Origin of the sequence: Mesorhizobium sp. M4B.F.Ca.ET.143.01.1.1, from assembly GCF_004792275.1 — a bacterium.
Classification (GTDB): Bacteria; Pseudomonadota; Alphaproteobacteria; order Rhizobiales; family Rhizobiaceae; genus Mesorhizobium; species Mesorhizobium abyssinicae.
This window is the reverse complement of sequence record NZ_SRSR01000008.1, coordinates 92952-115163: the sequence shown is the minus strand read 5'-3', so window position 1 is coordinate 115163 and position 22212 is coordinate 92952. Positions and strand designations below refer to the sequence as shown.

Genomic DNA, 22212 nt, shown 5'->3' with positions numbered 1-22212 from the left:
GCGCGACGCGGCCGGCAGTTGCGAAGGACAGCGACATGGCGCCATTGGCCATAGGCATCGACATCGGCACCTCGGGCGCGCGCGCCGTCGCCATGCGTCCGGATTTCTCCATCGCCTCGCGCGCCGCCGTGCCGCTCGACCGCTTTGGCGCCAACGGCCGCGACCCCGCCGTCTGGTGGGCGGCGGTCGAGGCGACATTGAAGGAACTGCTCTCCGGCATCGATTGGACGTCGGTGTGCGCGATCGCCGTCGACGGCACCTCGGGCACCGTGCTGCCGGTCGACTCCGCCGGGCGGCCGCTGGCCGAGCCGCTGATGTACAACGACAAGGTTTTGGACGACGCGATCCTCGCCGCGATCGCCCGCGAGGCGCCGGAAGCAAGTGCGGCACATGGCGCGACATCGGGCCTCGCCAAGGCGCTGGCGTTCCAGCTCGTGCCCGGCGTTGCCAGGATGCTGCACCAGGCCGACTGGATCGCCGGGCAATTCTCGGGCCGCTTCGATGTCAGCGACGAGAACAACAGCCTCAAGACCGGCTACGATGTCGAGGCCGGCCGCTGGCCGGACTGGATCGCAGCGACCGGCATGCGCATGGAGCTGCTGCCCGAAGTCACCAGGCCGGGCAGCGTGGCCGGCAGGCTCACCACTGAGGCAGCCGAGCGGTTCGGCCTTGCGCGCGACGTCGCGGTGGTCACCGGAACGACGGATGGCTGCGCCTCGTTCCTGGCCACCGGCGCCACGGCCGCCGGCGAAGGCGTCACCGCGCTCGGCTCGTCGCTCACCATCAAGATCCTCTCCGACCGGCCGATCTCGGCGCCACGCTACGGCATCTACAGCCACCGTCTCGGCGACGCCTGGCTGGCGGGCGGCGCGTCGAACTCCGGCGGCAAGGTGCTTGCCCAGCATTTTTCCGTCGCGCGCATCATCGAGCTGAGCGCCGCGATCGACCCGGCGACCGAAACCGGCCTCGACTACTATCCGCTCGGCATACCCGGCGAGCGCTTCCCCATCGCGGATCCGGCGCTGCCGCCGCGGCTCGAGCCGCGACCCCAGTCCGAAGCCGACTATCTTAAAGCCATGCTGGAAGGCATCGCCGGCATCGAAGCGCTCGGCTATAGAAGGCTTGCCGAGCTCGGCGCGCCAAAACTGACCTCGGTGCGCAGCGTCGGCGGCGGCGCCGCCAATGCCGCATGGACCGCGATCCGCCAGCGCAAGCTCGGCGTCGATTTCCTGGCCGCGCTGTCCGACGAAGCCGCCGCCGGCACGGCGCGGCTGGCGCTCAAGGGCGCAAGCGAAGCGGGGCTGCTGTGAGCGCGAAACAGGCCAGACATCTCGACGGGGTCGCGGCACTCGCCGAGCGCTACGGCCTGTTCCTGCTCGACCAGTTCGGCGTGCTGCACGACGGACAGCAGCCCTATCCCGGCGCGGTGGAGACCCTGTCCGCGCTGAAGCGCGCCGGCAAGACGGTGATCCTGATCTCGAATTCCGGCAAGCGGGCGGCGCCGAACGAGCGCCGCCTGCTGAAGCTCGGCTTCGAAGCTGGAAGCTGGGATCATTTCGTCTCCTCCGGCGAGGTGGCGTGGCGCGCCTTCCACGACATGGCGGCCACGGGCGCGCTGAGGGCCGGCACGAAATGCCTGCTGATCAGCCGCGACGATGACCGCTCGGCGATCGACGGGCTGCCGCTTGCTCTGACCGACACCGGCAGCGACGCCGAGCTGGTGCTGATTTCCGCCAGCGAAGGCGATCGCTACGACCTCGAGCACTATCGCACTCTGCTAGCTCCGGCGGCGGCGCGGCGGGTGCCGTGCTTCTGCACCAATCCCGACCGGATCATGCTGACGGCTGTCGGATCGCGCTTCGGCGCCGGCGAACTCGCCGATCTCTACGAAAGCCTCGGCGGCAACGTCACCCGCATCGGCAAGCCCTATCCGGCGATCTACGAGGCGGCGCTGGCGCTGGCCGGCAATCCAGATCGCGGCAGCGTGGTCTGTGTCGGCGACAGCGTCGAGCACGACATCGCCGGCGGAGCCGGCGCGGGCGTCGCAACCGCGCTGGTGCGGTCGGGGATATTGGCCGACGTCAACGACCTCAGCGCGCTTTTCGACCGGGAAGGCGCGTACCCCGACTATACGCTGGACGCGTTCCGCTGGCGCTGATCGGCCGGCTTACCCGATCCGGTTTCCATCTTTCGGATCGAACAGGTGCAACGCCGCCGGATCGGCCGACAGCCGCACAATGTCGCCCGGCCTGACGTTGCTGCGCCCCATGACGAAGACGCAGACCTGCTGGTTGGCGAGCCTGACATAGAACTGCGTCGACAGGCCGAGCGGCTCTACCACCTCGACCTCGCCTTTCAGCGCGCCATCGTCGGCCAGTCTGATGTGTTCCGGGCGCAGCCCTATGGTGAGCGCATCGCCATCCTCCAGAGGCAGCCCGTCCGGCAGCCTGAGCTTCTGGCCGTCGGCGAGCACGGCATCGACCTTGCCGGCCTTGGGGACCTTCGCCGGCAAGAAATTCATGCCGGGCGAGCCGATGAAGCCGGCAACGAAAGTGTTGACCGGCCGGTCGTAGAGTTCGAGCGGATGGCCGACCTGCTGCACGTAGCCGTCATGCATGACGACGATGCGGTCGGCCATGGTCATCGCCTCGACCTGGTCGTGGGTGACGTAGACCGAAGTGGTCTTGAGCTGCTGGTGCAGCGCCTTGATCTCGGCGCGCATATGGACGCGCAGCTTTGCGTCGAGATTGCTGAGCGGCTCGTCGAACAGGAAGACTTTCGGATCGCGCACGATGGCGCGGCCCATGGCGACGCGCTGGCGCTGGCCGCCGGAGAGCTGGCGCGGCAGGCGGCCGAGGAAACTGTCGAGGCCGAGGCGTTTGGCGGCAGCGCCAACCCTGCCATCGATGGTCGTCTTCTCGGCCTTCTTCAACAACAGGCTGAAGCCCATGTTCGACGACACGTCCATATGCGGGTAGAGCGCGTAGGACTGGAACACCATGGCGATGTCGCGGTCCTTGGGCGCCACATCGTTGACCAGCCGCTCGCCGATGCGGATCTCGCCGCCCGAAACCTCCTCCAGCCCGGCGATCATGCGCAGCAAGGTCGACTTGCCGCAGCCGGACGGGCCGACCAGCACGACGAACTCGCCATCGGCGATCTCGAGGTCGACGCCGTGCAGGATGCGCAGCGAGCCATAATCCTTCTCGACATGTTGCAGCGTGACGGAAGCCATCGATTATCCTTTGACCGCGCCGGCGGTGAGGCCGGTGACGAGATAGCGTTGCAGGAAGGCGAAGAAGATGCAGACCGGGATCAGCGCCAGGATGGAGGCCGCCATCATCTGCCCCCAGTCGACGGCGAACTTGCCGATGAAGGTGAGCAGGCCGACGGCGAAGGTTTTCTGGTCGTCGCTCGAGATCAGCATCAGCGCGAACAGCAATTCGCTCCAGGCGGCGGTGAAGACGAAGCCGAGCGTCGCGCCCATGCCGGGCAAGGTCAGCGGCACGATCACACGGCGCATTGCCTGTGCACGCGTGCAGCCGTCGATCATCGCCGCCTCCTCCAGATCCTTCGGGATGCCGTCGAAGAAGGACTGCATGAGGAAGGTGGCGAAGGCGGTGTTGAAGGCGGTGTAGATGATGATCAGCCCGGCCAGGCTGTTGGTCAGGCCGAGATCGCCCATGATGCGGTAGATCGGCGGGATGACCATGACCAGCGGGAAGGTCTGGGTCAGCAGGAGCAAGATGGCGAGCGTCGCCTTGCCGCGGAAGGCGAAGCGCGACATGGCGTAGCCCGCGAGCGTGGCGATGACCGTCACCAATGCCGCCGTCGACACCGAGACGATGACGCTGTTCAGGAAATAGCGCGGGAAGTCGGAGGCTTCGAGCACGGTGACGAAATTCTGCAAGGTCGTCTGCGACGGCCAGAAGGTGATGCCTTCGGAATAGAGCAGGCGTTCCGGCGTCACCGAGATCTTCAGCGTCCAGAAGATCGGGAACAGCGCGAAGATCATGTAAGCGGCGATTGCCGCGTAGAGGCCGATGCCGCCGGCGAGGCGCGAGGAGGTGGAGCGACCGGCGATCATCAGACATGCCTCACAAGCGTCCGGCGGATGGCGATCAGCCCCACCGCATAGGCGAGCAGCAGCACCAGGAGCAGCACGGCGACCGCCGAGGCATAGCCCTTGTCCAGCGACTTGAAGGCGCTGACATAAATGTAGACCGGCACCGTGCTGGTCGATCCCGCCGGTCCGCCTTCGGTCATGACGAAGATCAGGTCGGCGAAGGTGGCGATCCAGATCGTGCGCAACATGACGGTGATGACGATGGTGGGCGCCAGGAACGGCAGCGTCACCTTGGTGAAGCGCTGCCAGGGCGAGGCGCCGTCGATTGCCGCGGCCTCGTGCAGTTCCGACGGGATCGACTTCAGCGCCGCCAGCAGCGTGATGGCGAAGAACGGGATGCCGAACCAGATGTTGGCGACAATCGGTCCCCACATGGCGGTGGCCGGATCGGAGAGCACATTGGTCGGTTCGGCCTTCAGCCCGAGCGCGAAGAGCCAGTGCGGCAGCGGCCCGATAATCGGGTTGAACAGCCAGGCCCAGGTGAGGCCGGAGAGGAAGGACGGCACCGCCCAGGGCAGGAACACCACCGCCTGCACCACCTTGCGGCCATAGAACGGCTTGTCGAGCAGCAGCGCCAGGCCGAGCCCGAGGAAGAACTGGAAGAACAGGCTGGCGACGGTCCACCACAGCGTGTTGATCAGCGCCTGACCAAGGACGGCGTCCGAGAGCATCGTCTGATACTGGCCGAGCCCGACATATTCCGACTTGAAGGCGGAGAATTTGCGGAAGGAATAGCTGATGCCGATGACCAGCGGCACCAGAAGCACAACGACAAGCAGGACGATAGCCGGCGAAAGATAAAGCCAGGGCTCGATCGCGGCCTTGCTCAGCCCGCTCTTGCGCGGCCGGGCGGCGGATCGGATTTCGGACACTGCGTAGGTCATACGGTGCTCGCGTTGGAGGGTGGGTGCCGGCGTTGGCGGCAGCGTCCTTCTCCCCGTTCACGGGGAGAAGATGCCGGCAGGCAGATGAGGGGCGGCGCGAACCTATGAAAGTATGGCGCTGCCCCTCATCCGGTCCTTCGGACCACCTTCTCCCCGTGAACGGGGAGAAGGAAGAAGGGTCACTTCTTGTTCTTAGCCAGCCAGTCCTGCTGCTCCTTGGTCAGGAACGCGGCCCATGCGTCGGCCGCCTCCTTGGCCGTCTTCTGGCCGAGCAGCACTTCCTGGAAGTTCTTGATCGCCACCTGGTCGACGAAGTTGCCGAGGTTTTCCAGATGCGTCGGCGGCGTCACCATTTCATATTTGGAGCTGTCGCTGAGCTCGGTGAACCAGCCCTTGAACTGCTCGGTCTTGAAATGGGCATCCTGGTCGGCGCCGTTGTGGATCGGCACGACGCCGACTTCCTTGGCCCATTCCAGATTGTCCTTCGGCGACAGCAGGGTGGCCATCAGCTTCCACGCATCGTCCTTGTGCTGGGAATTGGCGAACATCGCCCAGCCGGCATAGCCCAGCGTCGGGTAGGACTTGCCGCTCGGTCCGACCGGCAATGGCGCGACGGCGAAATCATCGGCGCTCATCTTGTCGGCGATGCCGAGCAGCGCATCCGGGTCCTGGTTGAGCATGGCGCAGGTGCCGGAATAGAAGCCGGTGACGGTCTCGTTGAAGCCCCAGCTCACGGCATCCTTCGGCGCCAGGCCGTTCTTGTACATGTCGGCCAGCATCTGCAGGCCCTTGACCGAGCCTTCGTCGTTGATGGTCGAGGTGCCGTCCTCGTTGAAGTAGCCGCCCTTGCCGGCGGCGATGTTCATGAACATGTGCATGCCGTTGAAAGCGCCCGGGCCGCCGCGCAAGCAGTAGCCATATTTGCCGGGGATGGCCGAGATCTTCTTGGAGTCCTCGACGAACTCGTCGAGCGTCGCCGGCGGGCCGTCGAGACCGGCTTCCTTGAACAGCTTCTTGTTCCAGAACAGAGCGTTCACATAGTAGCCGTAGGGGATCATGAACTGGGTGTTGTTGACGGTCGAGCCGAATTGCTTGGCGCGATCGCCGAGCGTCTTGGCGTCGTCCCACTTGGCCATGTAGGGACCGAGGTCTTCGAGCTGGCCGTTGTTGGCATAGAGGCCCATCCAGCGTTCCGGCATCTCGACGACGTCGGGCGTGTCGCCGGCCTGGACCATGGTGAGGAACTTCTCGAAGGCCTGGCCCCAGGGCAGCGAGACGAGCTCGACCTTGACGCCCGGATTGGCGGCCTCGAATTCGGCGATCTGCTTCTTCAGGAATTCGGTGCGCGGCGGGCTGGTGATGACCTCGACCATCTTGATTGTGCTGTCGGCCAGCGCGCCGCTGGCGGAAATCGCCAGGCCGGCGACGGCGGCAAGCATCAGCGTCAGTCTCTTCATGTTCAGGACTCCCATTTTTGAACGCTCAGTTTATTTTTTTGCTTTGTCGAAGGCCTGGGCGATGTCGGCCCAGAGATCCTCGACGCTTTCCAATCCGACATTGAAGCGGATGGTTCGGGGGCTGACGCCGAAGCGCGCCATCGAATTCAAGCCCGGCGTCTGCTCGAGCGAGGCCTTGGCCGGCACGACCAGGCTTTCATGACCGCCCCAGCTGACGCCGATGCGGAAGAATTTCAGCGCATCGACGAAAGCGGGAATGTCGACATCCTCCGTCACCTCGAAGGAGAATAGCCCGGCATAGCCGGCAAGCGTCGCCTTGCCGGGATGGTTGGAATAGGCGGGATGGTTGACCCGCTCGACCTTGCCGTGCGCCTTCAGCCGCTCGGCGAGGATGAGACCGCTTTTCATGTGATGCGGCAGCCTGAGCGGCAGGGTGCGCAGCCCGCGCAAAAGCAGCCAGCCTTCGAAGGGCGACAGCTTGCCGCCGAGCGAGGAATAGGTCTGCTCGTTGATGTGCCTGATATGGGCGGCGGAGCCCGCCACCACGCCGGCGACGGTGTCGCTGTGACCGCCGAGATATTTCGAAGCCGAGTGCAGGACGAGGTCGACGCCGTGCGCGATCGGCTTCTGGAACACCGGCGTCGCCCAGGAATTGTCGATGGTGGTGACGATGCCCTGCTCCTTGGCCAATCGCGTCAGATGGGCGATGTCCTGCAGTTCGAACATCATCGAGGTCGGGCTCTCGAGGTAAAGCAGCTTGGCGCCGGGAAGCGCCGCGGCAACGGCATCAGGGTCGGAGCCATCGACATAGTCGACCTTGATTTGCAGGCGCGGGAACAGCCGCTCGAACAGCCGGTAGGCATCGCCATAGCAGTTGCGCACGGCGACGATGCGCTCGCCGGCGCCGACAAAGGCGAGCACGGTGGCGCTGATCGCCGCCATGCCGCTGGAGAAGCCGCGCGCGGCTTCGGCGCCTTCCAAAGCCGCGACACGCGCCTCGAACTCCATCACCGTCGGATTGTCGCCGCGCGAATAGATCGGTTGCTTTCTGCGGCCGGCGAAGGTGTCGGCCATGTCGGCATAGCTGGCGAAGGTGAACAGCGAGGTCTGGTAGATCGGCGGCACCACCGGACCACCCGGGAACGGATCGTCATGCGCCAGCAGCGTCGCCGCCTCGGCCAGATAGTCGCTGCTGGAAAGGCCCGGGTCGAAACCGGTCGGGTGCTCGTTCATTTGCGGTCCGAAAGCTTGAGGTTGGCGGCACCGCGCTTCAAATCGTCCTCGACGGTGGCGATGAGCTTCAGCGCCTCGACGCGGGCGCCGTCGGGGTCACGCGCGGCAATGCAATTGAAGATGGTGCGGTGATATGGAAAGCTGGCATGGCCGAAATCGCGCACGCCCAGAGGATGTTCCCAGAAGCGGTGAAACATCTCGTACATGGCGGCGATGATCTGCTCGAACAGCGGATTGCCGGAGGCGCGGAAGATCGCCTGATGGAATTCCCAGTCCTCCTCCGACGACATGCCGGCGCGGGTCTGGAAGGCCTCCTCCATCAGGTCGAGCTTGCGCTCGATCTCGGCGAGCTCGGCCTTGCCGGCACGAATGGCGCAGAGCGCGGCGGCCTCCGCTTCCAGCGCGCGGCGGATCTCCAGCGTGGACATCAGGCCGGCGAAATCGTTACCGCCGGCAAGCGTCAGCGGCATGTGCAGCATGTCGGGCGAGACCGCGGCCTTGAGATAGGTGCCTGAGCCCTGACGGCGCTCGACGAGGCCGAGGCCCTCCCAGCGCGTCAACGCCTCGCGCACCGTGTTGCGGCTGACCTTGAGGCGCTCGGCCAGGATGCGCTCGGTCGGAAGCTTCTCACCGGGGCCGAGCGCTTCCTGTCTGACGAACCCCGCCAACGCCTTCAGCACCGCGTCGTCGCGGGCCGTCGTCTGGATGGGGGGCAAGTGATCGGTCACGCCGGCGGAGCCTAAAGTGGTTCAATGGTCCAACCAATTTCTGCACAGACCGACGGGCGAGTCAACAGCCGAGACGAGACAGGCCGAACGGCGCATGGATGCGCCATTCGGCCGGAAGGTTCAGCCGTGGGCGCGCACCGGGGCATTGCGCCAGCGCGCGAACATTTCCTCGCGGACCCGCCGGGACGCCGAGAGCCGCTCTTTCGCCTCCGCCAACACGGCAGGTGATGCCTCTGCGGGCGTGCCTGAACGGAAGGGAGGTGCCGGCGCATATTCGAGTGCAAGCTGCACGGTTTCGGCTTCGGCCTGTCCGAGCAGCCTGGCGACCAGGAGAAGACCGAAATCGATCCCCGAGGTGACGCCGCCAGCGGTGATCAGCTTGCCGTCCTCCACGATCCGCTCATCGACAGGGATGGCGCCGAATTCTTCCAGGAAATCACGCGCATACCAATGCGTTGTCGCGCGCTTGCCCTTCAACAGCCCGGCCGCGCCGAGCACCAAAGCGCCGCTGCACACCGAGGTGATGTAGCGCGCCTGCACCGCGCGCTCCCAGACGAAGTCGAGAACTGTCTGATCCTCCAGCAGTGCGTTGACGCCGCCGCCGCCAGGAATGCACAGCACGTCGAGAGGCCGGCAATCGTCGAAGGTGGCTGTCGCGGTAAGGGGCAGCCGCGTCGACGACATCACCGGATCGCGATCCTTCCAGATCAATTCCACCTCGGCGCCCTTTGCCGATGCCAGGACTTCGTAGGGGCCGGTGAGGTCGAGTTGCTGGACGTTGGGGAACACAAGGATGCCGAGACGAAGGACCATGGAAATCTCCTCAGGTTGACTCCGGCCAAGCTAAGGCATCATGCTTTGGCAAGATCGCCAATCACCCCTCGTTTCAAGCCAAAGCCATGCGCCGTATCGAAATCCTTGCCTATCCCGACGTCCAGCTCCTCGATGTCAGCGGGCCGCTACAGGTGTTCGCCAGCGCCAACGACTTCAAGATCCAGGCCGGCGAACCGGCGGCCTATGAGGTCATGGTCGTCGCCGCCTCGCCGCGGATCAGGACGTCGGCTGGCCTCGTGCTCGAGGCTACGCTGCTGCCGCCGCATGGGTCCGGGATCGACACGCTGATCGTGCCGGGCGGATGGGGCGTCAACGCGGCCTGCGAGGATCGCGAGCTCCTGCAATGGGTGATCGGCCGCTCGCGCGATGCCACGCGAACAGCCTCGGTTTGCAGCGGCGCCATGCTGCTGGCGACGGGAGGCCTGCTCGACGGCCGGCGCGCGGTTACCCATTGGGGGCGCTGCGCCGAATTCGCCCGGCGCTTTCCGAAGGTTCGGCTCGAACCCGATCCGATCTTCATTCGTGACGGCAATGTCTGGACGTCGGCGGGGGTCACGGCCGGCATAGATCTCGCGCTGTCCTTCGTCGAGGCCGATCTTGGCCGACGCATGGCGCTTGCCGTGGCACGCGAGCTGGTGGTGTTCCTGAAACGTCCCGGCGGCCAGGCGCAATTCAGCCAGACACTCAAGCTGCAGGAAGGCGACGAGCGCTTCGACCGGCTGCATGGCTGGATCCTGGACAATCTGGACGGCGACCTTTCGCTGCCGAATTTGGCCGACCGCGCCAACATGAGCCCGCGCAGCTTCTCGCGGCATTATCGCGAAGCGACGGGTCGGACACCGGCCCGCGCCATCGAAGAGATCCGAATCGAGGCGGCGCGGCGAATGCTGGAACGGGGACAGGCGATCAGCCAGACGGCCCGGCGCTGCGGCTTCGGCTCGGAAGAAACGATGCGGCGCGGCTTTCTACGCGTCCTCGGCACCAACCCGCGCGACTATCGCGAGCGTTTCTGATCGCGCCTTCTCGCCCTGAATGTTCGCTACAACGGGCTCTCGACCAGCCGATGTGACTGCACGGCGGCGCGACCGATTTCGGTCAGCGCGTAGATGCCGCGTTCGGCCCTGGCGAACCAGCCATAGTAATTGTGCAGCAGGATGCTCGCCGCCCGCGGCGAAAGCACTTTCAGGTCGCGCGGCCGCTTGGGACCATCGGCCATGGCGGCGGCACAAGCGAGCGCCTCCTGCCGGTAGGCGGTCATGATGGGCGTGCGCGTGCTGCCGCCGGTAGCCGGGTCGCCCTTGCGGCGATGATGCTCCTCCATTAGGCGCGAGCGCCGCCTGGGATCGCGCCTCGGCGGCAGGGCGGCGGGACTGAGCAGGAGTTCGACCTCGCCCTTGCCGCCAACCCCCAGCAGCCCGAAGCCAAGTCGCCGGCACAAGGCCCGAAACCGGCGATCGTGCTCGCGGCCCTTGCCGCGCGCCGACATGCGCGCGGCAAGCCAGACCTCGTCGCAGGCGGCGGCGCGATCGACGGCCTGGAGCACAAGCTCGAGATTGAACTGCAGTTTCAGTTCGCAGATGACGACCACCGGCGGCTCGCCTTCGCGCAGCCCGACCACGTCGCAGCCGCCGACTTCGCCCTTGACGGTGAAATCCAGGCTCTCGAGGTACCGCTTCACCGGGACGTAGAGGGACGTTTCCTGCATGCGGCGAGACATAGCCGATTCGGCCCGCGCCCGGACAGCGCCGCCAAAGTGAAGCCGGCCCGCACTATCGTGAAGAACCGCAGCGCGCGTTCGGCCTGGATCGATTGCGGCCAGCGCCGCGACGGCCATTCACTTCGACCAGAAGGCGCGCGGGACTACTGCCTGGTGAACGAACCGGTGTAGGTCTGGCCGGCAAGCGCATAACTGGCGGCCAGCGTTCCGTCGGGAAGCATTGTGGCGGTGACGTCGGCGCCGTTCGGCAGGCGCCCGAGCTTCAAAGTGCTGCCGACGATTTTCCCGGCGCCATCGGCCACTCCCGGCTTGTTGTCGGCCAGATCGCCCCACGCATAGGTGACAGTCACCTGCCCGCGCGGAGAAACCGTCAGCACGGCGAGCTTGCCTTCGTACATCCCGTCCAGCTGTCCGGCCCATATGCCCGAAAATGCGGCATACTTTGCCGGAACGCCCTTGCCGGGGGGCGTGACCACCACCGATGGATCCAAGACCGCCGAACCCTGGGGAGCCGGAACAGCAACCGCGGCAGCCACGGCAGGCTGGGGAGGTGGCGGTGGCGGCGCTTCAGGCGCCGACTGGCACGCGACGAGCGCGAATGCCGCGAATCCGAGCATCGGAAAAAGACTGTTTGGTGGAGCCAATCGGAATCGAACCGACGACCTCTTGAATGCCATTCAAGCGCTCTCCCAACTGAGCTATGGCCCCACTCCCGGCAGTCAGCCGGCGCCGTTTCCGGCGAAGAGATCCGGCGCGGGTTTGGATCCGCGCCGTCAAGTGCAGGCGGCTTCTAACCCCGCCTTCAGTCAAGATCAAGCCTTCAACGACCGCTTTTTCGTCACAGGCCAAAAAGGCCGGCAAACGGTCGCGCCCGGGGCCTGATCAGACCTCGTCGTCGTCGTCGCCGACGCCGATCATGTCAGAGACATCGTCGTCCTCTTCCTCTTCATTGGCAAGGAAGGTGTCGTCCTCGTCGTCGCCGAGGTCCACATCGTCCTCGTCGTCGCCGAGATCGGGAAAATCGTCGCCGCCCTTGGCCTCTTCGTCGGCCTCCTCGAGCGAAACGACCTCGGCGCCCTCTTCGTCCTCGCCGTCGACTTCCTTGTCGGCAACTTCCTCGTCCTCTTCGAGGGCAGAAATCTTGCCATCCTCGAAATAGGAACGCGGATAGCTCTTGCCGGTATAGGGCGAGACAATCGGGTCCTTGTTCAGGTCATAGAATTTCCGACCCGTTTCCGGGTCGATGCGTTTGGTGCCAAGTTCAGCTTTTGCCACAGCAGGCCTCGTAGATAGAAGAGTGGTCCCCTTAACCGCAGTTTACGGCGCTGTCAAAGCCAAAAGCCGGCTTCGGGCCGACGCCGCAAAAGCCCGCAATCGCAGGCGTTGCACCAAGGGGATGACCATTCCCGTCCGCCGTGATACGAGACCGCCGCAACAAAAGAAAAGTGCCGGTGCGCCGGCGTTCCATCCAGGGAAAACCATGTCTCACGCTGCCGCTCCGAAACCGGCCACGGCCCGCAAATCATCAGCGCTCTCCGGCACGGCGCGCGTGCCGGGCGACAAGTCGATCTCGCACCGTTCCTTCATGTTCGGCGGCCTCGCGTCCGGCGAAACCCGCATCACCGGCCTGCTCGAGGGCGAGGACGTCATGCGCACCGGCGCGGCGATGAAGGCGATGGGCGCGCATATCGAGAAGCGCGGCGCCGAATGGGTGATCCGCGGCACCGGCAACGGCGCGCTGCTCCAGCCCGAAGGCCCGCTCGATTTCGGCAATGCCGGCACCGGCTCGCGGCTCACCATGGGCCTGGTCGGCACCTATGACATGGAAACGACCTTCATCGGCGACGCCTCGCTGTCGGGCCGGCCGATGGGCCGGGTGCTGGAGCCGCTGCGCCAGATGGGCGTGCAGGTGCTGAAGGCGACGCCCGGCGACCGCATGCCGATCACGCTGCGCGGCCCCAAGCACGCCGCCCCCATCACCTACCGGGTGCCGATGGCCTCGGCTCAGGTGAAGTCGGCGGTGCTGCTGGCGGGCCTGAACACGCCGGGCATCACCACCGTGATCGAGCCGGTGATGACGCGCGACCACACCGAAAAGATGCTGAAGGGATTTGGCGCCAATCTGACGGTCGAAACCGACGAGCGCGGCGTGCGCCACATCTTCATCGAGGGCCAGGGCAAGCTCAGCGGGCAGACGATCGCGGTGCCTGGCGACCCGTCCTCGGCGGGCTTCCCGCTGGTGGCGGCGCTCATCGTGCCGGGCTCGGACATCGTCATCGAGAACGTGCTGATGAACCCGACCCGCACCGGCGTGCTCCTGACGCTGCAGGAGATGGGGGGCCGGATCGACATCCTCAACCCGCGCAATGCCGGCGGCGAGGACGTCGCGGACCTGCGCGTGCGCTCTTCGGAGTTGAAGGGCGTCACCGTGCCGCCGGAGCGGGCGCCGTCGATGATCGACGAGTATCCGGTGCTGGCGGTTGCGGCGAGCTTTGCCGAGGGCGAGACGCTGATGCAGGGGCTGGAAGAGCTGCGCGTCAAGGAATCCGACCGGCTTTCGGCCGTCGCCAACGGGCTGAAGCTCAACGGCGTCGACTGCACGGAAGGCGAAGCGACGCTTGCCGTGCGCGGCAGGCCGGGCGGCAAGGGGCTGGGCAGACACCCCAACGGGCCGGACACGACGGTAAAGACGCATCTCGACCACCGCATCGCCATGAGTTTTCTGGTCATGGGGCTGGCGAGCGAAAAGCCGGTGACCATCGACGATGCCAACATGATCGCGACGAGCTTTCCGGAATTCATGGGGCTGATGAAGGGGCTGGGCGCGGAGATCGATGTCCAAGGCTGAACGCGGGCCGGGCTGGATAAAGAGGGACGACGGCAAGATCTTCTACAGAGCAAGCCGTTGGTCTCCGGCTTATGCTGTAAGCCAAGAGCAATTCGACCGCCTTCGATCGCTTACAAATTCAGAGTGGGTCCTTGCGTGGTCAACAATCTCGATACCCGCCTTCGCATTCTTTGCGTGGTTTCAAGGTTTCTCTACCCTCAATACTTTCGCTTACTGCCTCGTTGGCTATTGCATTGTGAACTCGGCATACAGCGCCGTTTCCTGGCGCCGTCGTCAGCTGATCCTGCGGGACTCAACCCCCACAAGTGAGCATGTAGCTTTTCTCTCGCCATCGGATGTGATTTCAAGGATGCTGTCCGGTTTGAGCGTTTGGCAGAAACGACGCCTTCTCATCGTCGTTCTATGCGTAGTTGTGGGCAGCATAATTTCTCTTTCCCAAACCCTCTTTGGCTATTCACTGGGCTCACTTAAACCTGTTCATCCTATCGCTGCGTCGCTCGGCCTCTTGATATTTGTCCCAATGATGTTCCTGCTGATCAGTCATATATGGTTTGGCCTATTTGCGGACACATCCAGCATCGAGGTTGATCGTGGCTAACATGGGCGATGCTAGATACGTGACCATAGCCATCGACGGGCCTGCAGGCGCGGGCAAAGGCACGCTTGCCCGCCGGCTGGCCGACCACTATCGGCTGAACCTGCTCGACACCGGCCTGACCTATCGCGCCGTCGCGCATGCGCTGCTGCAGCTCGGCCTGCCGCTCGACAATGTCTCGGCGGCGGAAACCGCGGCGCGGCAGGTGGACCTTTCGAAACTCGATCGCGCCGTGCTGTCGGCGCATGCGGTGGGCGAGGCCGCTTCCAAGGTCGCCGTCTTCCCGACTGTGCGGCGCATTCTGGTCGAAAAGCAGCGCGCCTTCGCCAAAACGCCGCCGGGCGCCGTGCTCGACGGGCGCGACATCGGCACCGTCGTGTGCCCCGACGCCGACATCAAGCTTTACGTGACGGCAAGCGCCGAGGTGCGGGCGAGACGCCGGCTGGCGGAGATCGAGAGCATCGGCGGCAGCGCCGATTTCGTCACCATTCTGGCCGACATCGAGCGGCGCGACGAGCGCGACATGGGCCGCGCCGACTCGCCGCTCAAGCCGGCCGCCGACGCGCACTTGCTTGATACGTCCGAAATGGCTATAGAGGCCGCGTTCCTGGCGGCCATGGCGATCATCGACGACGTCCTGGCCAAGAGAAACAAGGCCTGAGCCGGGTTTTTCCTCGTGTTTCCGTTGCCGGAGGCGAAGAAGATACCCATATCGGGCACGAACCAGCCTGCCAGCATTCTTCATGCGCCGGACTTGCCGCTTTGAGCGGCCAAGGGCTCTTAGCCCGGAACGCCGGCAGGCTCACGCAACGCTAACCCACGGCGCCCGTCCCGCTCGATGTGCGGGGCACTTCAGGAGAAACAATGTCAGCTGCTAATCCGTCTCGCGACGATTTCGCGAGCATGCTCGAAGAATCATTCACCGCCGGCCATTCCGGCGAGGGCCAGGTTGTCCGGGGCACGATCACCGCGATCGAAAAGGACATGGCCATCATCGACGTCGGCCTCAAGGTCGAAGGCCGCGTGCCGCTGAAGGAATTCGGCGCCAAGGGCAAGGAGTCGTCCCTCAAGGTCGGCGACACCGTCGAAGTCTATGTCGAGCGCATCGAGAACGCGCTTGGCGAAGCCATGCTGTCGCGCGAGAAGGCGCGCCGCGAGGAGAGCTGGGTGCGCCTCGAGGAGAAGTTCACCAAGGGTGAGCGCGTCGAAGGCGTCATCTTCAACCAGGTCAAGGGCGGCTTCACCGTCGACCTCGACGGCGCCGTGGCGTTCCTGCCGCGCAGCCAGGTCGATATCCGTCCGATCCGCGACGTCTCGCCGCTGATGCACAACCCGCAGCCCTTCGAGATCCTCAAGATGGATCGCCGCCGCGGCAACATCGTGGTGTCGCGCCGCACCGTGCTCGAGGAGAGCCGCGCCGAACAGCGTTCGGAGATCGTGCAGAACCTCGAAGAGGGCCAGGTGGTCGAAGGCGTGGTCAAGAACATCACCGACTACGGTGCGTTCGTCGACCTCGGCGGCATCGACGGCCTGCTGCATGTCACCGACATGGCATGGCGCCGCGTCAACCATCCGACCGAGATCCTCAACATCGGCCAGACGGTCAAGGTGCAGATCATCCGCATCAACCAGGAAACCCACCGCATCTCGCTCGGCATGAAGCAACTCGAGAGCGATCCGTGGTCGGAGATCGGCACCAAGTTCCCGATCGGCAAGAAGATCAAGGGCACCGTCACCAACATCACCGACTACGGCGCGTTCGTCGAGCTGGAGCCGGGCATCGAGGGCCTCATCCACGTTTCGGAAATGTCGTGGACGAAGAAGAACGTGCACCCCGGCAAGATCCTGTCGACGACGCAGGAAGTCGACGTGGTGGTGCTCGAGGTCGATCCGGCCAAGCGCCGCATCTCGCTCGGCCTCAAGCAGACGCTCGAGAACCCGTGGGAGGCCTTCGCGCGCACCCATCCGGTCGGCAGCCAGGTCGAGGGCGAGGTCAAGAACAAGACCGAGTTCGGCCTGTTCATCGGCCTGGAAGGCGACGTGGACGGCATGGTCCACCTCTCCGACCTCGACTGGACCCGTCCGGGCGAGCAGGTGATCGAGGAGTACAATCGCGGCGACGTGGTCAAGGCGCAGGTGCTCGACGTCGACATCGAGAAGGAGCGCATCTCGCTCGGCATCAAGCAGCTGGCCCGTGACACGGTCGGTGAAGCGGCGACTTCGGGCGAACTGCGCAAGAACGCCGTCGTCACCTGCGAGGTCATCGGCGTCAAGGATGGCGGTCTGGAAGTGCGGCTGGTCGACAGCGGCATCGAGACCTTCATCAAGCGCTCCGACCTCAGCCGCGACCGTGACGAGCAGCGCCCCGAGCGCTTCACCGTCGGCCAGAAGGTCGACGCCCGCGTCATCGCCTTCGACAAGAAGACCCGCAAGCTGCAGGTCTCGATCAAGGCGCTGGAAATCGCCGAGGAGAAGGAAGCGGTCGCCCAGTACGGCTCGACCGACTCCGGCGCCTCGCTGGGCGATATCCTGGGCGCGGCGCTGAAGAAGCAGGGCAACTAAAGCATTCCAGGAAAACCGCGCAGCGGTTTTCCGTCCGGAATTGCTTGAGCCTCTTCGCCCAAGCCAAACAAGAACCCCGCCGGAGCGATCCGGCGGGGTTTTTTGTTTGGCCGCTCGACTGACCCGATATCAGAGCAATGCCAGGAAAAGTGTGAAACGGTTTTCCGTCCGGAATTGCGTCAAAACAAAGAGATACGGCGGTTCAGCGTTTCCATGAAACGATGAACAGCTCTAGGCCCTGCCGTAGAGCGGCACCAGCGTGCCGCTCATGGCCATATTGGTGGGCGAGGCGAGATAGGCGATCGCCTCGGCGGCGGCCTCCAGGCTCACCCATTTGGTGAAATCGGCGTCCGGCATGTCGGCACGGTTGGCCGGCGTATCGAGCGTCGAAGGCGCCACCGCGTTGACCAGTATGCCCTTGTGCTTCAGTTCCTCGGCCATCGCCACCGTCATCGCCGCGACCGCCGCCTTGCTGGCGGCATAGGCGACCATGCCCGAACCGCGCCGCGGATCGAGCCCGGCTCGCGCCGTGACGTTGACGATTCGCCCGGCCGTGCCCGAAGTCAGCATCGAGCGGATCGCGGCACGGCAACAGAGAAAGGTGGTGCGGGCGTTGGTGTCCATCATCTCGGCGAAGGAGGCCGATTCGATCTTCTCCACTGGCGCCATGGCAAAGCCGCCGGCCAGGTGAATCGATCCCCACAGGTCCGTCACCTGGTTGTAGAACGCCTCGACCTTGGTCGAATCCGACAGGTCGACATTGTGCGCCAGCCTGACGCGATCATGGGCGGCGAACGGAAAGTGCGGCGGCGCCACGGCATGGGCGTTGGGGACATGGCAGACCGCGCCCTGCTCCAGGAGCTTGCCGACAACCGCGCCACCCAGCGCCCCCGTGCCGCCGGTCACCACCATATGCCTGCCGTCCAGTGTTTCCGTCATATTCGACTGCTCCGGTCCATTTCACGCTTGCGCCACGCCGGCGCCGAACCTCGCGCCTTTCGCGCCGTCACTCAACTGAAATTTCGTTGACGCTAATTCACCGTTTCAGTTCGCCGGCCAACCGTCGAGGATCGCATCCCAGAGCAGGCGTTTCTCGGTCGCCGGACGCTCGGCCTTGTGCGTCAGCTTGTGCAGCCAGAAACGATCATGGACCGCGCGATGCGCTGCCTCGTCGAGCGGCTCGAAGAGCAGCCATTGCAGCTCGTGCGGGCGGTCGGCGCCGACCTGCGGCCTGGCCAGGAACTCGCGCCGAAGCCGCCGATGCAGGAGAAGCGCAGCCTCGAAATGGTAGGGGAACATGAAGTAGTCATGGAGCCCGTCATGGGCCTTCCAGTAGTCGGCCAGGCCGCAAAGAACGGTCTCGACCAACGGGTGCCCCTTGCGGGCGTGAATGAACCAGGTCTCCACGAGCCGGGGATGGCGACCGGTCTCGCGCAGGATGTAGAAATCCTCGCGCTCGATCTCCGGCGGCACAGGCTGCCGCAGCAGGATCGTGGCATCGAGCCATGTCCCGCCATGCCGGGCAAGCAGATCCAATCGGATGAAGTTGGAAAAATGCTGGCTGTTCATCAGCCCACGCCGCCGCTTGTCCCAGATATGGCCGGGCAGGTCGACATGGTCCTCGACGGTCCTGTCGTCGAGGACGACGAGCTGGCGCTCGCCCCTGTGGCGGGCGACCGAGCGCAGGCATGCCTTGACAACCGGCGGTGCCGCCTCGACGCCTTGCGCCCAGTATTGCCAGATCGGACCAAGATCGCCAGGCGCGCCGGCGGAGCCCCACCGCGAATGATCGACCGCGATGTGCCGCACCCGATGCAGCCGCTTGCGGGACCAGGTCATGCACAGCTTGGCGGCGCGCTTGCGCAGCGGCCAGGGCAAGATGCGCGAGGACGCTGCCCGGCGCAGCGGCGCAAGATAGGAAAGCCTGAGCGGATCGCGGAACGGCACTGCCTCGCTGAAGAACGAGCCCGCCGGGCCATCGCCTGACATCACGGCGCTCAATCCACCGTGACTTCGATGACCCGTGGCTTGCCTGCCGCGCGGGCGCGCCTCAGCGCATCCGCCAGGCCGTCCGTGCCGGCAAGCCGCTCGGCGACGATGCCATAGGCGTCGGCCAGCTTGCAGAAATCCGGCGGCGCGGGAGACACGCCGACCGGCTCGACGCCGACGTCGAGCATCGAGGTCTCGATCTCGCGATAGCCGCGATTGTTCCAGACGACGAAGATGACAGGCGCATCGGCATCGAGCGCCGCGCCGAGTTCCGGCAGGGTGAACTGGAAGCCGCCGTCGCCGGTCAAGCAGACGATGGAGGCCTCGGGCACGGCGAGCGCCGCGCCGATCGCCGCCCCCGGCCCGTAGCCCAGCGCGCCGAAGCCGGTCGCGGCGTTGAACCAGCCGCCCGGCCGGTCATGGTCGTAATAGAGGTTGGCGGCATAGATCGGCTGCGTCGAGTCGCCGACGATGATCGCGCCGGGCAAGGTGTCGCGGATCGTCTCCACGGCGCGCATCTGGCTGGTCAGGGCCGGGCTCAGTTCGGCGAGCGCGGCCTTTCGCGCGGCGGCCGCTCGGGCATCGCCGTCCTTTGCGGCGACATGAGCGGTACCGAGCTCGCCCAGCAGGGCACGAAGAGCCTCGGCGCAGTCGGCCTGAATCCCAACCGTCACCGGGCGGCGCACGATCTGGTCGGCGCCGATGTCGATGCGGATCAGATTGGCGGGCAGGACAAAGCCGCCATCGCCATAGCCGTCATAGTCGGTCGGGCCGAACTCGGTGCCGGCGGCAATGACCAGGTCGGCGTCCGCCATCAGCGCGCGCACCGGCTTGAGGCTGGGGCTCGCCGGCACGCACAGCGCGTGGCCGTGCAGCAGGCCGCGTGCGTTGGTCGTCTCGACGACCGGGGCGCCTAGCCTCTCGGCCAGCAGCCGCAACGGCGCCTCGGCCCATTTGGCGCCGCCGCCGGCCAGGATCAGCGGACGGCTTGCGGCCTTGCAGAGTTCTGCTGCCTGCTCGATCGCCGCCGTATCGGGCGACGGCGGCGGCGCATTGCTGAGCGAGGCGACGATGCCATTGCCGGGCTTGACCATGACGTTGGTCGGGATCTCGATGTGGACCGGACCGGGACGCGATGACGAGAACAGCGCGAAAGCGCGCGCCAGCACGCCGGGAAGCTCCTCGGCCTCGGTGATCCGGTGCGAGAACAGCGCCACCTTCTCCATCATGCCGCGCTGGTCGGGCAGTTCGTGCAGGAAGCCGAGGCCCTTGCCAAGCGTGTCGGTGGCATTGACGCCCGAGATCACCAGCATCGGCACCGAATCGGCGCGCGCCTGGCCCATGGCGGTGATGGTGTTGGTCAGCCCCGGACCGGTGATGACGAAGGCGACGCCCGGCCGGCCGCTGGCGCGGGCATAGCCGTCGGCCATGAAGCCGGCGCCCTGCTCGTGGCGCGGCGTGACATGGCGGATCCGCGAACGTGCCAGGCCGCGATAGAGCTCGACGGTGTGGACCCCGGGAATGCCGAAGACCGTGTCGACGCCATGCGCCTCGAGCAGTGTGATGAGCGCTTCGCCGATGGTGGTCATTGTTCTCCTCTTTCTGGTGCAAGGCCGAGTTCGGCCTCGACAGCCCTGATGCCAATCGCCGCCAATTCGCCGGGCGCGAACATCTCGCCGGCCAGGCAGCCTTCGATCCAGAGCCCGTCTATGAGCGCGTTGATCGCGATGGCATGGTGACGCAGCTGGCTTGCGTCCGGTTTGCGCTGTTCTGCAGCGAGCACCTCGGCCACAACCGCTTCCACCTCGTTGCGAAAGCCAAGATAGCCCTCGCGGTGGGCATGGGCCAAGGTCGGATCCGCATTGGCGCGGCCGATGAACGTTGCCCAGAGCGAAAACACCCGCGCGTCGATGATCGGCGTGCTGAGGTTGGCGGTGACGAAAGCCGCAAGACGCCGGCGCGGCGAGGCACCTTCCATGACCAATGCTGCTTTGGCCTGCTCGGTCATGCGGCCGACCAGCGCCGCATATGCCGCCTGCAGCAATTCTTCCTTGCCGGGAAAATAATGCCGGATCAGCCCGGCGGTGACGCCGGCACGCAACGCGATGGTGCGCAAGGTGGCGCCCTGCAGGCCATATTCCGCCACGCTGTCCAGGGTCGCTTCGATCAAATCCTGCCGCCGCCGGTCCTCGCCTTCGCGACGGAACTTGCGGCGGGATGGCGCATTCATTGGCGCAGGATCGGCCGCGTCAGGCATGTCGGCCCGCCTTCGCAAGCGATGCAGAGCGCATCCGCCTCGAAGATCTCTACCGTGCAGCCGGCGGCTTCCATCGCGGCTTTGGTCTTGGGAAAGCCCGCAACGGCAATGACTTTGAGCGGGTTGGTCGGCAGCACGTTCAAGCTGAGGCCGTTGGAAGCGGCGAACTCTTCGGCGTCGCCTTCGACCAGCCGGATGCCTCGCGCCTTCAGCATCTGATAGAACGGGGCCGGCAAAAGCGGTGAATAGACCAGTGCGAGGTCGTCGGCCAGCGGGCTGATCACCGACATCAGATGCAGGCAAGCCTCTTCGCCCTGCCACAGCGGCAGATCAAAACCGTAGACGGAAATGCCAAGCGGCGTCAGCAGGTTTGAAACCTGCTGGATGCCTTCCTGGTTGGAGCGCACGCCGCGCCCGATCGCCAGCGTGCGGCTGTCCACCCATACGCAATCACCGCCTTCGACCTGGCCAGGTGCCTCGACGCGGCCCAGTATCGGAATGCCCAGTCTCCTGTAGGTTTCCTCATGCAACGAGGGCTCGCTGGCGCGCAATGACTTGCCCATGGACAGGATCAGCGCGCCGCGGTCGGTCATCAGCGACGGGTCGTGCGTGAACACCGAATCCGACAGGCCGTCGGCCTTGTCCTCTATCCATTCGATTTCGGCGCCGGAAGCCGCCACCAGTTCAGCAAGGACCGCGTGCTGCAAGGCCGCTTTCGCCGGGTTGAAGCCCGGGCCATAGTGCCAGGCAGCCCTGTTGGCGTCACGCATGGCGTTGGCCGCCGACCGCATCAGCACGCGCCGCAGCGGCGCCGCCATGGACTGTGATCCGAAAGCGCTCATCGATGCCCTTCTAAGATGAAAAAAACCGAGAAAATTTCATGAAAGGCTATTTATACACTTGCGCAACAAGGCCGCAAGTGCCGTAATGAGCGGGATTGACGGGCTCGCGCTGTTGGGTCCATGCTGAAGTCTGGAGCGGG

The 22212-nt window shown here is 65.4% G+C and carries 22 protein-coding genes and 1 tRNA gene; 7 read left to right on the top strand and 16 right to left on the bottom strand.

Features of this window, described 5'->3' with window-relative positions:
- The first annotated feature begins 35 nt into the window (after positions 1 to 35).
- Together EN786_RS20895 and EN786_RS20890 are read left to right on the top strand one after the other, a co-directional pair.
- Positions 36 to 1310: an FGGY-family carbohydrate kinase gene (locus EN786_RS20895; protein ID WP_127311348.1), complete on the top strand. Its 1275-nt coding sequence runs from the start codon at positions 36 to 38 to the stop codon at positions 1308 to 1310.
- Positions 1307 to 2158 (top strand): TIGR01459 family HAD-type hydrolase, encoded by an 852-nt coding sequence (locus tag EN786_RS20890; RefSeq protein WP_127311347.1) that lies wholly within the window; start codon positions 1307 to 1309, stop codon positions 2156 to 2158. Before EN786_RS20895 ends, EN786_RS20890 begins: the two co-directional genes overlap by 4 nt.
- 9 nt (positions 2159 to 2167) lie before the next feature.
- Here the strand turns inward: EN786_RS20890 and ugpC are convergent, their stop codons facing one another.
- The 7 genes from ugpC to EN786_RS20855 form a co-directional block, all read right to left on the bottom strand.
- Complete coding sequence (ugpC, locus tag EN786_RS20885) at positions 2168 to 3235, bottom strand: sn-glycerol-3-phosphate ABC transporter ATP-binding protein UgpC (protein ID WP_135908806.1); 1068 nt, start codon at positions 3233 to 3235, stop codon at positions 2168 to 2170.
- A 3-nt stretch (positions 3236 to 3238) separates the two neighbouring features.
- Positions 3239 to 4087 (bottom strand): carbohydrate ABC transporter permease, encoded by an 849-nt coding sequence (locus EN786_RS20880; RefSeq protein WP_127312080.1) that lies wholly within the window; start codon positions 4085 to 4087, stop codon positions 3239 to 3241.
- Positions 4087 to 5010, bottom strand: a complete 924-nt coding sequence (locus tag EN786_RS20875) for a sugar ABC transporter permease (RefSeq protein WP_127312081.1) — start codon at positions 5008 to 5010, stop codon at positions 4087 to 4089. Before EN786_RS20875 ends, EN786_RS20880 begins: the two co-directional genes overlap by 1 nt.
- Positions 5011 to 5189: 179 nt before the next feature.
- Entirely contained in the window at positions 5190 to 6467 is a 1278-nt protein-coding gene (locus EN786_RS20870; RefSeq protein ID WP_128272146.1) for a sugar ABC transporter substrate-binding protein, read from the bottom strand.
- Between the two features lie 30 nt (positions 6468 to 6497).
- Positions 6498 to 7700 carry a PLP-dependent transferase gene (locus tag EN786_RS20865; protein WP_127311698.1) on the bottom strand — a complete coding sequence of 401 codons (1203 nt, stop codon included), beginning with the start codon at positions 7698 to 7700 and terminating at the stop codon, positions 6498 to 6500.
- On the bottom strand, positions 7697 to 8428 hold the full coding sequence (locus EN786_RS20860) for a FadR/GntR family transcriptional regulator (RefSeq protein WP_127311697.1): 732 nt from the start codon (positions 8426 to 8428) through the stop codon (positions 7697 to 7699). The genes EN786_RS20865 and EN786_RS20860 overlap by 4 nt, the downstream gene beginning before the upstream one ends.
- A gap of 120 nt (positions 8429 to 8548) precedes the next feature.
- A complete protein-coding gene (locus EN786_RS20855; RefSeq protein ID WP_127311696.1) occupies positions 8549 to 9241 on the bottom strand; it encodes a DJ-1/PfpI family protein in 693 nt (230 codons plus the stop codon).
- A gap of 86 nt (positions 9242 to 9327) precedes the next feature.
- On the opposite strand from EN786_RS20855, the gene EN786_RS20850 reads away from it, so the two are divergent.
- Positions 9328 to 10275, top strand: a complete 948-nt coding sequence (locus EN786_RS20850) for a GlxA family transcriptional regulator (RefSeq protein ID WP_135908804.1) — start codon at positions 9328 to 9330, stop codon at positions 10273 to 10275.
- Between the two features lie 26 nt (positions 10276 to 10301).
- On the opposite strand, the gene EN786_RS20845 is transcribed toward EN786_RS20850, so the two are convergent.
- The 4 genes from EN786_RS20845 to EN786_RS20830 form a co-directional block, all read right to left on the bottom strand.
- Positions 10302 to 10967, bottom strand: a complete 666-nt coding sequence (locus EN786_RS20845; RefSeq protein WP_127311341.1) for a DUF2161 family putative PD-(D/E)XK-type phosphodiesterase — start codon at positions 10965 to 10967, stop codon at positions 10302 to 10304.
- A 155-nt stretch (positions 10968 to 11122) separates the two neighbouring features.
- A complete protein-coding gene (locus tag EN786_RS20840) occupies positions 11123 to 11458 on the bottom strand; it encodes a hypothetical protein (protein WP_245520393.1) in 336 nt (111 codons plus the stop codon).
- Between the two features lie 153 nt (positions 11459 to 11611).
- Positions 11612 to 11687 (bottom strand) — tRNA-Ala (locus tag EN786_RS20835).
- Between the two features lie 174 nt (positions 11688 to 11861).
- Positions 11862 to 12254: a TIGR02300 family protein gene (locus EN786_RS20830; protein ID WP_135908802.1), complete on the bottom strand. Its 393-nt coding sequence runs from the start codon at positions 12252 to 12254 to the stop codon at positions 11862 to 11864.
- A 205-nt stretch (positions 12255 to 12459) separates the two neighbouring features.
- Here EN786_RS20830 and aroA point away from each other — a divergent pair, with 205 nt between their 5' ends.
- The 4 genes from aroA to rpsA all read left to right on the top strand — a co-directional run bounded on the left by aroA (position 12460) and on the right by rpsA (position 16984).
- Positions 12460 to 13827, top strand: a complete 1368-nt coding sequence (aroA, locus tag EN786_RS20825; RefSeq protein ID WP_135908800.1) for a 3-phosphoshikimate 1-carboxyvinyltransferase — start codon at positions 12460 to 12462, stop codon at positions 13825 to 13827.
- Entirely contained in the window at positions 13814 to 14425 is a 612-nt protein-coding gene (locus tag EN786_RS20820; protein WP_127311343.1) for a hypothetical protein, read from the top strand. The genes aroA and EN786_RS20820 overlap by 14 nt, the downstream gene beginning before the upstream one ends.
- A 1-nt stretch (position 14426) precedes the next feature.
- The gene (gene cmk / locus EN786_RS20815; RefSeq protein ID WP_127311344.1) at positions 14427 to 15083 is read left to right on the top strand and encodes a (d)CMP kinase; all 657 of its coding nucleotides are present in this window, start codon (positions 14427 to 14429) and stop codon (positions 15081 to 15083) included.
- A gap of 203 nt (positions 15084 to 15286) precedes the next feature.
- Entirely contained in the window at positions 15287 to 16984 is a 1698-nt protein-coding gene (rpsA, locus tag EN786_RS20810) for a 30S ribosomal protein S1 (protein ID WP_127284419.1), read from the top strand.
- 231 nt (positions 16985 to 17215) lie between these two features.
- On the opposite strand, the gene EN786_RS20805 is transcribed toward rpsA, so the two are convergent.
- The 5 genes from EN786_RS20805 to EN786_RS20785 all read right to left on the bottom strand — a co-directional run bounded on the left by EN786_RS20805 (position 17216) and on the right by EN786_RS20785 (position 22072).
- Positions 17216 to 17923, bottom strand: coding sequence for an SDR family NAD(P)-dependent oxidoreductase (locus EN786_RS20805; RefSeq protein ID WP_135908798.1), 708 nt, complete (start codon positions 17921 to 17923; stop codon positions 17216 to 17218).
- A 105-nt stretch (positions 17924 to 18028) separates the two neighbouring features.
- On the bottom strand, positions 18029 to 18973 hold the full coding sequence (locus EN786_RS20800; RefSeq protein ID WP_127310151.1) for a capsular polysaccharide synthesis protein: 945 nt from the start codon (positions 18971 to 18973) through the stop codon (positions 18029 to 18031).
- Between the two features lie 8 nt (positions 18974 to 18981).
- Positions 18982 to 20562 (bottom strand): 5-guanidino-2-oxopentanoate decarboxylase, encoded by a 1581-nt coding sequence (locus EN786_RS20795; RefSeq protein WP_135908796.1) that lies wholly within the window; start codon positions 20560 to 20562, stop codon positions 18982 to 18984.
- Positions 20559 to 21203 carry a TetR family transcriptional regulator C-terminal domain-containing protein gene (locus EN786_RS20790; RefSeq protein WP_245478252.1) on the bottom strand — a complete coding sequence of 215 codons (645 nt, stop codon included), beginning with the start codon at positions 21201 to 21203 and terminating at the stop codon, positions 20559 to 20561. Before EN786_RS20790 ends, EN786_RS20795 begins: the two co-directional genes overlap by 4 nt.
- Positions 21200 to 22072, bottom strand: coding sequence for a dimethylarginine dimethylaminohydrolase family protein (locus EN786_RS20785; RefSeq protein WP_127310148.1), 873 nt, complete (start codon positions 22070 to 22072; stop codon positions 21200 to 21202). The genes EN786_RS20790 and EN786_RS20785 overlap by 4 nt, the downstream gene beginning before the upstream one ends.
- Between the last annotated feature and the right edge of the window lie 140 nt (positions 22073 to 22212).

Excerpts from the sequence above, each read along its gene's own strand:
- EN786_RS20850 (WP_135908804.1), top strand. The coding sequence starts at position 9,328 with ATGCGCCGTATCGAAATCCTTGCCTATCCCGACGTCCAGCTCCTCGAT.
- EN786_RS20845 (WP_127311341.1), bottom strand. The coding sequence starts at position 10,967 with ATGCAGGAAACGTCCCTCTACGTCCCGGTGAAGCGGTACCTCGAGAGC.
- EN786_RS20805 (WP_135908798.1), bottom strand. The coding sequence starts at position 17,923 with ATGACGGAAACACTGGACGGCAGGCATATGGTGGTGACCGGCGGCACG.
- EN786_RS20875 (WP_127312081.1), bottom strand. The coding sequence starts at position 5,010 with ATGACCTACGCAGTGTCCGAAATCCGATCCGCCGCCCGGCCGCGCAAG.
- cmk (WP_127311344.1), top strand. The coding sequence starts at position 14,427 with ATGGGCGATGCTAGATACGTGACCATAGCCATCGACGGGCCTGCAGGC.
- EN786_RS20795 (WP_135908796.1), bottom strand. The coding sequence starts at position 20,562 with ATGACCACCATCGGCGAAGCGCTCATCACACTGCTCGAGGCGCATGGC.
- EN786_RS20880 (WP_127312080.1), bottom strand. The coding sequence starts at position 4,087 with ATGATCGCCGGTCGCTCCACCTCCTCGCGCCTCGCCGGCGGCATCGGC.
- EN786_RS20820 (WP_127311343.1), top strand. The coding sequence starts at position 13,814 with ATGTCCAAGGCTGAACGCGGGCCGGGCTGGATAAAGAGGGACGACGGC.
- aroA (WP_135908800.1), top strand. The coding sequence starts at position 12,460 with ATGTCTCACGCTGCCGCTCCGAAACCGGCCACGGCCCGCAAATCATCA.
- rpsA (WP_127284419.1), top strand. The coding sequence starts at position 15,287 with ATGTCAGCTGCTAATCCGTCTCGCGACGATTTCGCGAGCATGCTCGAA.
- ugpC (WP_135908806.1), bottom strand. The coding sequence starts at position 3,235 with ATGGCTTCCGTCACGCTGCAACATGTCGAGAAGGATTATGGCTCGCTG.
- EN786_RS20870 (WP_128272146.1), bottom strand. The coding sequence starts at position 6,467 with ATGAAGAGACTGACGCTGATGCTTGCCGCCGTCGCCGGCCTGGCGATT.
- EN786_RS20895 (WP_127311348.1), top strand. The coding sequence starts at position 36 with ATGGCGCCATTGGCCATAGGCATCGACATCGGCACCTCGGGCGCGCGC.
- EN786_RS20790 (WP_245478252.1), bottom strand. The coding sequence starts at position 21,203 with ATGAATGCGCCATCCCGCCGCAAGTTCCGTCGCGAAGGCGAGGACCGG.
- EN786_RS20800 (WP_127310151.1), bottom strand. The coding sequence starts at position 18,973 with ATGTCAGGCGATGGCCCGGCGGGCTCGTTCTTCAGCGAGGCAGTGCCG.
- EN786_RS20785 (WP_127310148.1), bottom strand. The coding sequence starts at position 22,072 with ATGAGCGCTTTCGGATCACAGTCCATGGCGGCGCCGCTGCGGCGCGTG.
- EN786_RS20855 (WP_127311696.1), bottom strand. The coding sequence starts at position 9,241 with ATGGTCCTTCGTCTCGGCATCCTTGTGTTCCCCAACGTCCAGCAACTC.
- EN786_RS20865 (WP_127311698.1), bottom strand. The coding sequence starts at position 7,700 with ATGAACGAGCACCCGACCGGTTTCGACCCGGGCCTTTCCAGCAGCGAC.